The following is a 14485-nucleotide window of genomic DNA, read 5'->3' as shown; positions in this document are numbered from 1 at the left end:
GACCGCCTTAGTTCTTGTCAGGGAACATGATTTTGAGTGCCTGACGGTAGCGATCCTTCTCCTCGTCCGTCATTCCAGCGTACTCGCGGAAGAAGGCCACATCTTCTGGACTGGCCTGAGGAACCTGTTCAATGGGCTCGCCCATGATGTCCTCCATCGTCACGCCCAGCACCCTGGCCAGGGCCTGGACCCGTTCAGCAGAGGGACGCTGACCGTCCTTCATTTCCAGTTCCCATATGTACGCCTTGGTACAGCCGACTTCGTCGGCGACCTGTTGCAAGGTCAATTTCTTTGCCTCGCGTAAGCGTCGCAGGCGTGCTCCGAACGCTGAAGCCATAGCGATGCTCCTGTAGGGGAAAACAGTCAGTTAACAAAAACAAGACCGCCAGTATAGCCGCGAGATACAAATGAGGTCTAGATGTGCCGCTTTGATTGACAAGCGGAAATCTGAGGTTCAGAATCGCGCTTGTATCTCGCTGCTTTACTTGTGCGAGGTGCGTGTTCAGTAACCTAGTCGCTGGCCAGTGCAGTCCGTACATCGGTCGCAGACCTTCGACGCCGATCCAGAAAGGACGATCAAGATGAAGAAGACCTTTGTCGACGTGATGCTCGAGCTGCCGGTGGACGCCACGCTGCGCGACTTCCTGACAACCCACAGCCTGCCTGTGCCCGATGGCTTTGCCTGGGATGACACACCGGAGACCAGCCAGTTTCTGGTCGAAGCGGTCAAAGTCTGGCCCGACATTGCTGCCCGCGACCGGATGACGGCCAACCTCATGGCCAGCGTTCAGTTGGGCGATGCGGCTGGTAAGCAGGCGATGTTTGAGGCGGCCGTGGCCGATGGTGCTGCGCTTGCGGGTTTGGCGCTGTGTGCAAGCGACATCCACCGTTCCTTCTGGCTCTACGTCCACCACCCGGCACTGTTCGAGCGTGCCTATGACTTCAGCTTTTGGGAGCAGCATGGGCAACAGACGCAGCAATACGATCTCGGCTTGAAGCGCCAGCCGAACGGTTCGGATGCCAATCTGACTGCGTTGCGTCACGCCATCTCAGCCTTCTACAAGCGCGAACTCCAATGCGGAGACGGCAGCGTGGCGCACTTGGTCGAGCGCAGCCCGGGCGTGTTCCTGCTGTCGGTCCATGTCAAGGACATGGCGATGCTGCGTCTGGAGTTCGAGGGCGCAACCCTGAAGCGCCGGGTCGGCAACCCCAACATCCACATGGTGCTGGAGTACGCCAAGTCCACCGGTGTGGTACGCACGCTGGTGCGCGGCGGCGCAAAGTATCAGCAAATGCTGGTCGAGGCCTTCGCGGAGCATGTGCTGGGCGTGAAAGCAAGCGCTCACAAGATCAAGTCGCCGACGCTGGATCTGTCGATGCTGCGCACCGGGTTCGATGTGCCGGATGCGTTCGAGGACGGCTTCTCGATGGTTCAGTTGAAGGCACTCACCCTGCTCAGCCCTGACACGACGCTGAAGATCGAATGCACGGCGATGCAATCCAGCCAGCAACGCTCGGTGCACGATTTGCTGAAGGAGAAGCTGCCGGGCCCGCTGGAGGGGCAGTGGGCGGTGACAGCGGCGCAGGTAAATCTCTACTACCCACCCGAGCCGGGCAGGACTCGCCCCAAGGTGGTCACCATCGAAGTGACCAGCAAAGGGCGGCTGAACCTGCACAAGTTCGACGCCAAGATGCAGGCGCAGCTGGAAGGCTACTTGGTTGCGGTGGGCATCTTGCAGAAGGGCCAGACCCTCAGCGCCCAGGAGTTGCCGCCGGAGACCGACCCAGTCAGTTCTTCATCCGCTTTCGAGGACTGACCAATGACGACGCACGATGCCTGGGCCCTGGTTTGCCGACTGTTCGCAGGCGGCACGCCGGTGCTGCGGGCCACGCTCTCGCCACGCGAGGTATCTGCTTTGTCTGTGCTCGGCAAAGCCGTCAGGCCAACAGTGGTGGATCAATCTTTTGTGCTCTGCCCCCACTGTCAGCAGCATCGGGCACAGGTCTGGGGCGATGGACGGGGCGGTCGGATCTGCCGGTGCCCGGAGTGTGGCCAGGTGCCCGTGGAGGCAAGCGACGGTGCGGCGTTGGCCCTGGATGAAGACTGGCTGCGGCAGAAAATGCGCCTCTCCCTCGACATTGAGAGCCGCGACGACATCGATGACTTGGGCGACGGTGCTTGGCGGCTCGGTAATGCCCGCAGTTCTCCGGTCGTGCTGGCCCGAGATCTGACGAGAGTGCTGCATGAGCCGACCTTGCTGGATCGTATTCGGGTGGCGGGAAGCAACATCCGGGTCATCACTCCCAGGCCGCGCACGACGCGTGGATCACCCTTCGGCTCCGGTGTGGAATGGCTGGCACTGGAAGAACGGTTCACGTTCTATGGCGGCGGGATCTCGTTCATCCCTTCGGCACCGTCTGCAGCGCCAGCAGAGGCCGATCCGGCCGCGCCGGTGAACGGACCGTTCTCGGCCGACTTCAAGTGGGCAACGCTGCCGGATGTGCAGTCCACACCAATCCGATTCACCCAAGGTCAGGCCAAGGTGTTCGAAGCGCTCTGGTCGTTCAAGGGGGCCGAGGTGGACGGCGAAAGGATCATGCAGCGCGCTGGTCAGAAGAGCGACAAGCCGATTGATTTGTTCAAGATCAAGTCGAAGGACAAGGGCAAGCCGGAGCACGAGGCTCGACTGGCAGCCTACGGGGCACTCGTCGTCACGCAGCAACGCGCTGGACTGTATGCGATGCCGTGTGCGGCAACTGGAAAGGGGGCGACCGTCATGACATGAATTCAGCACAGAAGCGCCCGGCTCGCGCCGACTTCAAGAGCCTGACTTTTTCATTTTTTGGAGAGATTGAAATGAGCGGAAAAAACCAATGGGTCGTACCCATCAACGGCGGTGATCAGTGGGGTGTTCGGGGAGAAGGCAACGACCGCCTTACCTCCATCCATGGCACGCAGCAACAGGCGATTGACCGTGCGCGGGGCATCGCCATCAACCAGCAGAGCGAAATGCTCATCCAAGGGCGGAACGGCCAGATCCGTGAGCGCAACAGCTACGGTGACGATCCATTCCCGCCCAAGGGCTGACATGGAAGCACGCCTCGCGGGTTTGCCCTTCTGCTTTGCCCATGCAAACCCGCGAGCCAACCATTCGCATCGGCGCGCGCACAAGTGGTTGATGAACACCGCTGTCTGCGTGTGCCACGGCGAAGAAGTTAGCGCCGATTCCGAGAGAAGAGAGGGCGGAACAGAGGGCAACCGGGGATGTTTCTGCCAGGCCATTGGACCCCGGTCGCACACGCAGAATGTGCGGGAACCCCGCGTGTCATGCGGGAAGCACAAATGAAAACGCCCAACTGAGAACAGTTGGGCGCTGAATTTTGGTGGCCAGGGGCAGAATCGAACTGCCGACACGCGGATTTTCAATCCGCTGCTCTACCAACTGAGCTACCTAGCCATTTATAAGTCGCGCATTATAGCAACTTGCTTGCGGAATGTCATAAGCATGACATTCGTAAAATTGGGGTGGCTGATGGGGCTCGAACCCACGACAACTGGAATCACAATCCAGGGCTCTACCAACTGAGCTACAGCCACCACTGAACTGATCGATACCAGCACACTGGCCTGCCCGACAGGAATCGAACCTGTAACCCCCAGCTTAGAAGGCTGGTGCTCTATCCGGTTGAGCTACGGGCAGATTGTCGGGCAATCTTGATGGATTTATAAACTGGTCGGGGTGGAGAGATTTGAACTCCCGACATCCTGCTCCCAAAGCAGGCGCGCTACCAGACTACGCTACACCCCGAGGGCGTGAAATATAGCGCAAACCCGATATGTGGTCAATTCCCATTTTGAAATTGCCTGTTAAAATGTCAGATTATTTTCATCAGTATCCTCTCATGTCAGCAAAAATCATCAATGGCAAGCAGATCGCAGAGACGTTGCTGCTGGAAATCAAGCAAGAGCTTGTCAGCTTGCAAACCATCCATCAGCGCCCGCCTACTCTGGCAGTGATTCTTTTAGGCGAAGACCCCGCTTCCGCCATTTATGTACGCAACAAGCGCCGCGCCTGCGAGCAGGTCGGCATTCGTTCACTGTCGTACAACTTGCCTGACACGACGACACAAGCTGAGTTGTTGGCCTTGATCGCGCAGCTCAACCAGGATGACACGGTAGATGGCATTCTGGTGCAATCACCGCTGCCAGAACAGATCGAAGAAGCTGCCGTCATCGCGCAGATCGACGCCAGCAAAGACGTGGATGGCTTCCATCCTTACAATATCGGCCGCCTGGCCGTGCGTGAGCCCACGCTGCGCTCGTGCACACCGTTTGGCGTGATCCATTTATTAAGGCATTGCAATATAGAGCTGAAGGGATTGGACGCTGTCGTAGTCGGTGTTTCCAATCACGTAGGCCGTCCCATGGTGCTGGAGCTATTGCTGGCAGGCTGTACCGTCACTGCTTGTCATCGTCACACCAAAGACCTGGCGGCCAATATTGCCCGTGCGGATTTAGTCGTTGCTGCTGCCGGCAAAGCAGGCCTGATCAAAGGGGAATGGATCAAGCTAGGCGCCATCGTCGTGGACATTGGCATCAACCGCATGGCCGATGGCGGTTTGTGTGGCGATGTGGACTATGCCGTCGCCAGCACGCGTGCCGGCTGGATCACCCCCGTGCCAGGTGGCGTGGGGCCGATGACGGTCGCGACACTGATGCGCAACACCTTGCAGGCTTTTCGCCAGCATGTAGGCGCTTAAGCGCTAGCCTGCACTAAAACAAACTCACTGCGCTGAACTTATTCAACGCCGTCTTTTGCATGCCCGTGGCATTCGGTGTAAACTTGCGCCTGCTTTAATTTTCTGTTAGTGAAACACTACTGAAGGTAGCCATGGCTGACGTAACAACCAGACACTTCGTTCCTTATCTGCCCAGCGCAGATGAGGAGTATATGAACCCCAAACAGCTCGACCATTTCCGCAAGATTCTGAACGAATGGAAATCCGAGCTTAGTCACGATATCGACCGCACGGTACACACCATGCAGGACGAAGTCACCATGTTTGCGGACCCCAACGATAGAGCCAGCCAGGAATCCGACATGGCGCTGGAACTGCGCAACCGCGACCGCGAACGCAAGTTGATCAAGAAGATCGACGAGACGCTGAACAAGATCGACCACGACGACTATGGCTATTGCAACAGCTGCGGCGTGGAGATCGGCCTCAAGCGCCTGGAAGCACGTCCAACCGCCACGCAATGCATAGACTGCAAAACGCTGGACGAACTGCGCGAGCGTCAAGTCGCTAAATAAGCTTCGCTGCAAAACCATAAGCTGCCAGCTTCACGCTGCGCAGACAATAAAAAAGCCGGAATCGCTTCCGGCTTTTTTATTGGGCGTTGCCGCCCTGAAGTCAGCGATTACTCCGCCGCTTCGCTCTTCTCTTCTGCTGCTGGCGCTTCGATCAGCGCCTTCATGCTCAGTCGTACACGGCCCTTTTCATCAGCTTCGACGACCTTGACCTTCACGACCTGACCTTCCTTGAGGAAGTCAGCCACTGCGTTCACACGCTGATGCGCGATCTGCGAGATATGCAGCAGACCGTCCTTGCCGGGCAGTAACGATACGATCGCGCCGAAATCCAGCAACTTCAGCACGGTACCTTCGTAGGTCTGGCCGATCTCTACTTCTGCAGTGATGGCTTCGATACGACGCTTGGCTTCTTCACCCGCATCCGCATTGACGCAACCGATCTTAATGGTGCCGTCATCTTCGATGTCGATGGTGGTACCGGTTTCTTCGGTCAGCGCACGGATCACCGCACCGCCCTTGCCGATCACATCACGGATCTTTTCCGGATTGATCTTCATGCTGATGATGCGTGGTGCGAATGCCGACAGCTCCTGGCGGGTACCTTCAACCGCATCCTTCATGATACCGAGGATGTGCAGACGGCCTTCCTTGGCCTGGGACAGGGCAACCTGCATGATCTCGGCAGTGATGCCAGTGATCTTGATGTCCATCTGCAGCGCGGTGATGCCAGCATCGGTACCGGCTACCTTGAAGTCCATATCGCCCAGGTGATCTTCGTCACCCAGAATGTCGGTCAGCACCGCAACGCGGTTACCTTCCTTGATCAGGCCCATGGCGATACCTGCCACATGTGCCTTGACCGGTACGCCAGCATCCATCAGTGCCAGACAACCGCCACACACGGAAGCCATGGAGCTGGAACCGTTGGATTCGGTGATCTCGGACACCACACGAATGGTGTAGCCGAACTCTTCCTGGCTAGGCAACGCTGCGATCAGTGCACGCTTGGCCAGACGGCCATGACCGATCTCACGGCGCTTGGGCGTACCTACGCGACCGGTTTCGCCAGTGGCGTACGGAGGCATGTTGTAGTGCAGCATGAAACGGTCAGCGTATTCGCCTTGCAGCGCATCGATGATCTGTTCATCACGGCCGGTGCCCAGCGTGGCCACTACCAGTGCCTGGGTTTCACCGCGCGTGAACAGCGCAGAACCATGGGTACGTGGTAGTACACCCGTACGGATGCTGATCGGACGCACGGTACGCGTGTCACGGCCATCGATACGTGGCTCGCCGTTCAGGATCTGGCTACGCACCAGCTTGGCTTCCAGGTTGAACAGGCTGTTCTTGATCTCGTTGGCTTCGGAGGTCGAGGTGTTTTCGGTGATCAACTCACCCAGTACGCGGCTCTTGATCTCGTCCAGCTTGGTGGAACGGGCACCCTTGGCCTTGATCTTGTAGGCTTCATTGATGTCAGCACCAGCCAGGGCTTCCACCTTGGCAACCAGCTCGGTGTTGACGGCTGGTGGCGTCCAGTCCCATGGATCCTTAGCCGCTTCAGCCGCCAGCTCATTGATCATGGCAACCACTGCCTGCAATTGCTCGTGACCGTACACAACGGCACCCAGCATCACGTCTTCCGGCAGCTCTTTGGCTTCGGATTCCACCATCAGCACGGCCTTGTCGGTCGCCGCAACGACCAGATCCAGCTCGCTATCCTTGAGCTGGGTGGCACTCGGGTTGAGCACATACTCACCCTCGATGTAACCAACGCGTGCAGCACCGATCGGGCCGTAGAACGGGATACCGGAGATGGCCAGTGCAGCAGATGCACCGATGATGGCCGGGATGTCGGAATCGATCTCGCTGTCGGACGACATCACGGTCGCCACGATCTGTACTTCATTGTAGAACGCATCCGGGAACAGGGGGCGCAGCGGACGGTCGATCAAACGACAGGTCAGGGTCTCCTTCTCGGAAGGGCGGCCTTCACGCTTGAAGAAGCCGCCAGGGATCTTGCCAGCGGCGTAGGTCTTTTCCTGATAATCCACGGTCAGTGGGAAAAAATCCTGACCAGCTTTGACTTCGGTCTTGCCGACCACACTTACCAGTACCACGGTGTCACCGTAGCTCACCATCACGGCACCATCGGCCTGACGGGCAATCTCGCCGGTTTCCAGAACCAGCTCGTGCGCACCGTACTGTATGCTTTTCTTCACTTTGTTAAACATAATCATCCTCTTCACTCTTAAGGTTTGCCCTTGCTGTTCTAGGACAAACGCCAATAAAAAAGCCGAAGCGACGCTAGAAGCGCAGCTTTCGGCTTATCAGGTATTCACAAAAGCGCTGGTTCAGGAGCGTAAAGCGCTTTTGCAAATTTATTTACGCAGACCCAGGCGGCTGATCAGGGTTTGATAGCGGCCAGCGTTCTTGCGCTTGAGGTAGTCCAGCAGCTTGCGGCGCTGGCTTACCAGTTTGAGCAGACCACGGCGGGAATGGTGATCCTTGGCATTGGTCTTGAAATGTTCGGTCAGGTAGCTGATGCGGTTGCTCAGCAGCGCTACTTGTACTTCAGGGGAGCCAGTGTCGTTCTGGGCTTGTTGATAATCGCCAACAATTGCGGCTTTTTCAGCGGTGGTAGTTGCCATGTAATATCCTGTATACGCTCTAGTCGTTTTGAGCCGAGTATTTTAACCTCAAACGCCCGTGATTAACAATATGTTTTTGTTAAAGTTTAGTGGTCCCGTACCAGCAAGCGCTTGGGTGCCAGCTTGCCATCCTCGGTTTGTACGCCCGTGCCGATGAACTCACCGGCCGGGCTGTAGAGGCGAAACGGGCCTGCTTCAGTGAGACCGGATTTCCATACCGCCTGGCCTTGTTGCAGGTAAAAACTGCTATCTGCATCCAGCTCCAGCGCTGGCAAGTGCTGGATGGTGGCTTCCACAGGCAGTAATGCCTGATCACGCGCCTCCAATGTCAGCGCTTCCAACTGCTCGATGGTCACCGCGTCGCGCAGATGCAAGTGACCGGAGAACAGGCGACGCAGGCCAATCAGATGTGCACCGCAGCCCAGCGCTTCGCCTATATCTTCAGCCAGAGTGCGTATGTAAGTACCCTTGCTGCACTCCACCACCAGTTGAATATGGTCCGCCTCGAACTGCTCCAGCATCATGCGATAGATGCTGATACGGCGGCTTTCGCGCGGGATGTCGATGCCGGCACGTGCATACTCGTACAAGGCTTTACCGGCGTGCTTGAGCGCGGAGTACATGGGCGGCACCTGATCGATCTCGCCGGTCAGTTGCGCCAGTACGCGTTCCAGCTGCTCTGTAGTAACCTCTACCGGCCGGGTACGCAGCACTTCCCCTTCTGCATCACCGGTTGTGGTGGTGCTGCCGAGCCGGATATTGGCGCGATAACACTTGTCTGCATCCAGCATGAAGTGTGAAAACTTGGTGGCCTCGCCCAGGCACAGCGGCAACAGACCAGTGGCCATCGGGTCCAGGCTGCCGGTATGTCCCGCCTTGGCGGCCTGAAACAGCCATCTGACTTTTTGCAGGGCCTGGTTTGAAGAATAGCCGAACGGTTTATCCAGCAATAGCACGCCGTGGACCGGGCGTTTGACTCGCTTGAACTGCACGATAAAAAAGACTCAGTTAGCGTCGCCAGGCTTGTTCGCCGGCTGATCATTGGCGATGGCATCATCAATCAGGCGCGACAGATGCGTACCGCGATCGATCGAAACGTCGTAGACAAAATGCAGTTGCGGTACCGTTCTGAGCAACAGGCGCTTGGCCAACTGGGTGCGCAGGTAGCCTGCCGCTTTCTCCAGCCCTTGCTGGATAGCGGCAGTACCCTGCTTGGCGCTGTAGAAGATCTTGGCATGCGCCATGTCGCCGCTGACCTCGACTTCAGTCACCGTCACCATGCCGACGCGCGGATCTTTCACTTCGAACTGCAGCAGATCTGCCAGCTCACGCTGGATCTGCTCGGCAATACGGTCGCTGCGGGAAAAAGTCTTTGCCATGCCTTACGCCAGGGTTCTCGCCACTTCAACCACTTCGAACACTTCCAGCAAGTCACCTACTTCAATCTCATTGAAGTTCTTCAGCGACAAGCCGCATTCGAAGTTGGATTTGACTTCCTTGACGTCGTCCTTGAAGCGCTTGAGCGAATCCAGATCGCCGGTATGGATCACCACGTTGTTGCGCAGCACGCGTACGCTGGAACCACGCTTGATGATACCGTCCTGCACGTAACAACCCGCCACCGAGCCCACCTTGGAGATGCGGTACACCTCGCGGATCTCGACCATGCCGATGATGCTTTCCTTTTGTTCTGGTGCCAGCATGCCGCTCAGCGCCGCCTTCACTTCATCTACGGCTTCATAGATGATGTTGTAGTAGCGCACGTCCACGCCCGCGCTTTCGGTCAGCTTGCGCGCACCGGCATCGGCACGCACGTTGAAGCCGATCACCACGGCCTTGGAAGCAGACGCCAGGTTGACGTCGGATTCGCTGATCGCGCCCACGCCAGTGTGGATGATGTTGACCTTCACTTCACTGGTGGACAGCTTCTGCAACGAGGTCGCCAGTGCTTCGTAAGAACCCTGTACATCCGACTTGATGATCAGTTGCAAAGTCTTCACTTCGCCCTCGCCCATCTGCTCGAACATGTTCTCCAGCTTGGCAGCCTGCTGCTTGGCCAACTTCACGTCACGGAACTTGCCCTGACGGAACAGGGCGATCTCGCGCGCCTTGCGCTCGTCGTTCAACACGATGACTTCGTCGCCAGCATTCGGCACATCGGACAAACCCAGGATCTCGACCGGGATGGATGGTCCGGCTTCCTTCACTTCATTGCCTGCTTCATCCAGCATGGCGCGCACGCGGCCATAAGCCGTGCCTGCCAGCAGCATGTCGCCGCGCTTGAGCGTACCGGATTGCACCAGTACCGTGGTCACCGGGCCACGGCCTTTGTCCAGACGGCCTTCAATGACCAGCCCCTTGGCTGGCGTATTCTTGGCGGCGGTCAATTCCAGCACTTCCGCCTGCAACAGCACCGCTTCCAGCAAGGCGTCTATGCCCTGGCCGGTCTTGGCGGAGACTTCGACGAACATGGTTTCGCCACCAAAATCTTCAGGCACCACTTCCTGGGCAACCAGCTCCATCTTGACACGCTCAGGTGCGGCGCTTGGCTTGTCGATCTTGTTCACGGCCACCACCAGCGGCACGTTACCGGCCTTGGCATGGTGGATGGCTTCAATGGTTTGCGGCATCACGCCGTCATCGGCCGCCACCACCAGGATCACCACGTCGGTCGCCTTGGCACCACGGGCACGCATGGCGGTGAACGCCTCGTGGCCCGGCGTATCCAGGAAAGTCACCATGCCACGCGGAGTTTCCACGTGATAGGCGCCGATGTGCTGGGTGATGCCGCCGGCTTCGCCTGAAGCCACACGGCTGCGGCGGATGTAATCCAGCAAGGAGGTCTTGCCGTGGTCAACGTGACCCATCACGGTCACGACCGGAGGACGCGTTTCCATAATGGCTTCTGCATGTTCGGTGTCGTCCAGGAAGGATTCCGGATCGTTAGCCGCCGCTGCCTTGGCAACGTGGCCCATTTCCTCGACCACAATCATGGCCGTTTCCTGATCCAGCACCTGGTTGATGGTGACCATCATGCCCATTTTCATGAGCGCCTTGATGACTTCGCTGGCCTTCACTGCCATCTTGTGGGCAAGATCGGCCACACTGACGGTTTCAGGGACCAGCACTTCATGCACGATAGGCTCGGTCGGCGCATTGAAAGCGTGCTGCTCGGCAGACTCCTTGCTCGCTTTACCTTTACCCTTGTGAGCGCGCCAGCCCTGAGCGACTGGCGCATCGGTGCGTCCCTTGATCCCGCGCTTCTTATTCTCGGCATCCGCCCATTCACGATTCTTGGCGCCCTTCTTGGCATCCTTGTCATCGGTACGGGCGCTTTCCTTGGCCGCTGGCTTGTGCAGCGTGCCTTCAGACAACTTGGTCGGTGCTGCTGCGGCGGCGGCCGCTGCCGCGACGCGCTTTGCTTCGTCATCCAGGCGCTTTTGTACCAGCGCCTGCTTTTTGCGCAAGTCTTCGGCTTGTGCCGCAGCCAGCGCTGCATGGCGACGTGCTTCGTGTTCGCGCAGCGCCATTTCGTCTGCACTCAGCACACTTTTGCGTATGGTTCTTTCCTGAGGCACGACGACAGCCGGGGCCTCTTCGACCGGTGCTGGAGCAGGTGCGACTGCAGCAACAGGCTCCGCGATTTCGACCACAGGCTCGGCAAGCACCACCTCTTCTACCACTGGAGTCTCGATCACCGTTTCGATAACTGGCGTCTCTTCAATGGTGGCTTCTGGCGTCAACTCTGCCTCAATGGATTCAGGCAGCTCATCGTTAGGGAGTTCGTTGCCAGGCAGGCTGGGGTCGCGCCGCATCAGCACACGTTTTTTACGCACTTCCACCTGTATGGTGCGTGCTTTGCCGGTGCTATCGGATTTGCGGATCTCGGTCACTTGCTTGCGCATCAGGGTGATCTTTTCCTTGGGGGCCTGTGCACCATGTTCACGGCGCAGATATTCCAGCAGCGACGTTTTGTCCTGCTCGCTAAGCTGGTCTGTCAGCGCACTCTTACCCACGCCTGCGCTCTTGAGTTGCTCAAGCAAGAGTTCTGCCGGCAAGCCTAGTTCGCCGGCAAATTGTGCTACGCTCGTTTGTCCCATGGTGTTGCTCCGTATTCTTTACTTAATGCACCTGCTGATAATCTGCTTCTGCCTGTAAAACTCAGGCAAACCAAGGCGCACGCGCCGTCATGATCAGTTGTTTGGCGCGTTCTGTGTCCATGCCGGTCAGGTCGACCAGGTCATCGACCGCGAGATCGGCCAGGTCTTCCATGCTGGAAACGCCCTTGGCGGCCAGCTGATGTGCGGTGGCATCGTCCATGCCTTCCATCGTCAGCAGGTCTTCGGAGGCTTCTTCCACCTTTTCTTCCTTGGCGATCGCTTCGGTCAGCAAGGCTGCACGTGCGCGCTTGCGCAACTCGTTGATAGTGTCTTCATCGAACGCGTCGATCTCGGACATTTCCGCCAGCGGCACGTAGGCGATCTCTTCCAGTGTGCTGAAGCCCTCTTCCACCAGGATATCGGCGACTTCTTCATCCACATCCAGCTTTTCCATGAACAGCTGACGGGTGGTGGTGTATTCCTCTTCGTGCTTCTGCGCAGCTTCTTCTTCGGTGAGGATGTTCAAGGTCCAGCCGGTGAGTTCCGAAGCCAGGCGTACGTTCTGGCCGCTACGGCCAATGGCTTGCGCCAGTTGGTCTTCGGCGACCACCACGTCCATGCTGTGCGCATCTTCATCGACCACGATGCTGGAAACTTCCGCAGGTGCCATGGCGTTGATGACGAATTGCGCTGGCTCCATGGACCACAGCACGATGTCGACGCGTTCGCCAGCCAGTTCACCGGTGACCGCCTGTACGCGTGAACCGCGCATCCCTACACAGGTACCGACCGGGTCAAGACGCTGGTCGTTGGACTTGACTGCGATCTTGGAACGCAAACCGGGATCGCGGGCTGCCGCGCGGATCTCCAGCAGACCTTCTTCGATCTCGGGCACTTCCAGTTCGAACAACTTGATCAGGAACTCTGGCGCGATACGCGACAGGATGAGTTGTGGGCCGCGGCCACCACGCTCGATACGCGACAGATAAGCACGCACGCGGTCGCCCACGCGCAGGTTTTCCTTGGCGATCATGTGTTCGCGCGGCAACAGGGATTCCAGACGACCTACTTCAATGATGGCACTGCCCTTTTCCATGCGCTTGATCACGCCAGTGACCAGATGTTCTTTGCGTGCCAGGAAGTCTTCGAGGATCTGCTCGCGCTCGGCTTCACGCACTTTTTGCAGAATGACCTGCTTTGCAGCCTGTGCACCGATACGGCCGAATTCGATCGATTCCAGCGGTTCTTCAATGAACTCGCCTTCTGCCAGACCTTGTGCACGCTCATCACTGAGGGCGATCTGGGCAGCCGGATTCTCAACCGCTTCGTCCGCCAGCACTTGCCAGCGACGGAAAGACTGGTATTCACCACTATCACGATCGATGGCGACGCGCACGTCCGCTTCTTCGGTGAAGCGTTTCTTGCTGGCAGAAGCCAGTGCCAGCTCCAGCGCTGTGAAGATGACCTCTTTGGCCACGCTTTTCTCATGCGCCAGCGCATCTACCAATAACAAGATTTCACGACTCATTGTAATCTCCGCCTAATATTCAGTGCTTAAAACTCTGGGGCCAAACGTGCCTTGTCGATATTGGAAAAGGCGATGCGATAGTGCACCTCTTCACATTCGATCAGCACGTCACCCTGTTCGACGCCACGCAACAAACCGAGAAATTTTTTCCTGGGCTCTTTGGCATCTGGCAACTGCATGGCCATACGCACTTTTATTTGCGCGCGCTGACCGGAAAACCGTTCAAAATCATCTATTTTCTTCAACACCCGATCGATACCAGGCGAAGACACTTCCAGCCTGTCGTAATCGACGCTGGTCTCAACCGCGAGCAGATTACTCAAATGGTTGCTGACCAGCACACAGTCATCAATCGTGATGCCTTCTGGCTTATCTACGAACAAGCGAATCAATTTGCCACGATTGGACAGCTCCATATCAACCAGCTCGAAACCCAGCTGGCTTACTGACCGCTCCAGTAGTGTGTGCAAATCCTGCATACGACGACATCCTCAACAAATGGCAGAAACAAAAAATGGGCTTGACGCCCATCCATGCTTAAAACAGTGCCGTTATTATATCAATCCAGTCAACGAATTGATATTGCAAATGCAAAAGCCCTCTAGTGAGGGCTTTTGAAATCCCAGGGAACATGCCCCTGGATGATGTTAGCACAGCAAGGTTTCAGTTCGACTGACCCGACTACTGAATCTGCACTGGTGCAGACAACATCCCTCTTTTGTACATTCAAACAAAAAAGCCTCTTTTACAAGAGGCTTGATTGCATATAAGAGCCTGGCGGTGACCTACTTTCGCATGCGAGAAGCACACTATCATTGGCGCAGATTCGTTTCACGGCCCTGTTCGAGATGGGAAGGGGTGGGTCCAAATCGCTATGGCCGCCAGACATAACCG

Annotated in this window: 13 protein-coding genes, 4 tRNA genes and 1 rRNA gene; 5 read left to right on the top strand and 13 right to left on the bottom strand. The window is 57.4% G+C overall.

The features are described from left to right. Positions 1-7: 7 nt before the first annotated feature. Positions 8-337 carry a helix-turn-helix domain-containing protein gene (locus tag ED236_RS08095; RefSeq protein ID WP_020200576.1) on the bottom strand — a complete coding sequence of 110 codons (330 nt, stop codon included), beginning with the start codon at positions 335-337 and terminating at the stop codon, positions 8-10. Positions 338-581: 244 nt separating this feature from the next. Between ED236_RS08095 and ED236_RS08090 the strand changes: the two genes are divergently transcribed. The 3 genes from ED236_RS08090 to ED236_RS08080 are packed head-to-tail and all read left to right on the top strand — an operon-like array spanning position 582 to position 3088. Next, the gene (locus tag ED236_RS08090) at positions 582-1817 is read left to right on the top strand and encodes a hypothetical protein (RefSeq protein WP_123237476.1); all 1236 of its coding nucleotides are present in this window, start codon (positions 582-584) and stop codon (positions 1815-1817) included. A gap of 3 nt (positions 1818-1820) precedes the next feature. Then, complete coding sequence (locus ED236_RS08085; protein WP_123237475.1) at positions 1821-2786, top strand: hypothetical protein; 966 nt, start codon at positions 1821-1823, stop codon at positions 2784-2786. Then, complete coding sequence (locus ED236_RS08080; protein ID WP_240032082.1) at positions 2783-3088, top strand: DUF2188 domain-containing protein; 306 nt, start codon at positions 2783-2785, stop codon at positions 3086-3088. The genes ED236_RS08085 and ED236_RS08080 overlap by 4 nt, the downstream gene beginning before the upstream one ends. Positions 3089-3382: 294 nt before the next feature. On the opposite strand, the gene ED236_RS08075 is transcribed toward ED236_RS08080, so the two are convergent. The 4 genes from ED236_RS08075 to ED236_RS08060 all read right to left on the bottom strand — a co-directional run bounded on the left by ED236_RS08075 (position 3383) and on the right by ED236_RS08060 (position 3809). Beyond that, a tRNA-Phe gene (locus ED236_RS08075) sits at positions 3383-3458 on the bottom strand. Positions 3459-3522: 64 nt separating this feature from the next. Further along, positions 3523-3598: transfer RNA gene (locus ED236_RS08070), tRNA-His, on the bottom strand. 26 nt (positions 3599-3624) lie between these two features. Further along, positions 3625-3701 (bottom strand) — tRNA-Arg (locus tag ED236_RS08065). A gap of 31 nt (positions 3702-3732) precedes the next feature. Next, positions 3733-3809 (bottom strand) — tRNA-Pro (locus ED236_RS08060). A 94-nt stretch (positions 3810-3903) separates the two neighbouring features. On the opposite strand from ED236_RS08060, the gene folD reads away from it, so the two are divergent. Beyond that, positions 3904-4761, top strand: a complete 858-nt coding sequence (folD, locus tag ED236_RS08055; RefSeq protein WP_123237474.1) for a bifunctional methylenetetrahydrofolate dehydrogenase/methenyltetrahydrofolate cyclohydrolase FolD — start codon at positions 3904-3906, stop codon at positions 4759-4761. 131 nt (positions 4762-4892) lie between these two features. Continuing rightward, complete coding sequence (gene dksA / locus ED236_RS08050) at positions 4893-5315, top strand: RNA polymerase-binding protein DksA (protein ID WP_123237473.1); 423 nt, start codon at positions 4893-4895, stop codon at positions 5313-5315. 107 nt (positions 5316-5422) lie between these two features. On the opposite strand, the gene pnp is transcribed toward dksA, so the two are convergent. The 8 genes from pnp to rrf all read right to left on the bottom strand — a co-directional run bounded on the left by pnp (position 5423) and on the right by rrf (position 14477). Beyond that, entirely contained in the window at positions 5423-7546 is a 2124-nt protein-coding gene (gene pnp / locus ED236_RS08045; protein WP_123237472.1) for a polyribonucleotide nucleotidyltransferase, read from the bottom strand. A gap of 147 nt (positions 7547-7693) precedes the next feature. After that, positions 7694-7963 (bottom strand): 30S ribosomal protein S15, encoded by a 270-nt coding sequence (rpsO, locus tag ED236_RS08040; protein ID WP_123237471.1) that lies wholly within the window; start codon positions 7961-7963, stop codon positions 7694-7696. 86 nt (positions 7964-8049) lie between these two features. Beyond that, complete coding sequence (gene truB, locus ED236_RS08035) at positions 8050-8955, bottom strand: tRNA pseudouridine(55) synthase TruB (RefSeq protein ID WP_123237470.1); 906 nt, start codon at positions 8953-8955, stop codon at positions 8050-8052. A 12-nt stretch (positions 8956-8967) separates the two neighbouring features. Beyond that, a complete protein-coding gene (gene rbfA, locus ED236_RS08030; RefSeq protein WP_123237469.1) occupies positions 8968-9342 on the bottom strand; it encodes a 30S ribosome-binding factor RbfA in 375 nt (124 codons plus the stop codon). 3 nt (positions 9343-9345) lie between these two features. Then, complete coding sequence (gene infB / locus ED236_RS08025) at positions 9346-12063, bottom strand: translation initiation factor IF-2 (RefSeq protein ID WP_123237468.1); 2718 nt, start codon at positions 12061-12063, stop codon at positions 9346-9348. Positions 12064-12124: 61 nt separating this feature from the next. Then, positions 12125-13591 (bottom strand): transcription termination factor NusA, encoded by a 1467-nt coding sequence (gene nusA, locus ED236_RS08020; RefSeq protein ID WP_123237467.1) that lies wholly within the window; start codon positions 13589-13591, stop codon positions 12125-12127. 26 nt (positions 13592-13617) lie between these two features. Beyond that, positions 13618-14070 carry a ribosome maturation factor RimP gene (rimP, locus tag ED236_RS08015; RefSeq protein ID WP_123237466.1) on the bottom strand — a complete coding sequence of 151 codons (453 nt, stop codon included), beginning with the start codon at positions 14068-14070 and terminating at the stop codon, positions 13618-13620. Between the two features lie 293 nt (positions 14071-14363). Then, positions 14364-14477 (bottom strand): 5S ribosomal RNA (rrf, locus tag ED236_RS08010). Between the last annotated feature and the right edge of the window lie 8 nt (positions 14478-14485).

Source organism: Pseudomethylobacillus aquaticus, assembly GCF_003730115.1.
GTDB classification, from domain to species: Bacteria; Pseudomonadota; Gammaproteobacteria; order Burkholderiales; family Methylophilaceae; genus Pseudomethylobacillus; species Pseudomethylobacillus aquaticus.
This window is presented reverse-complemented; position numbering and strand designations above follow the sequence as displayed.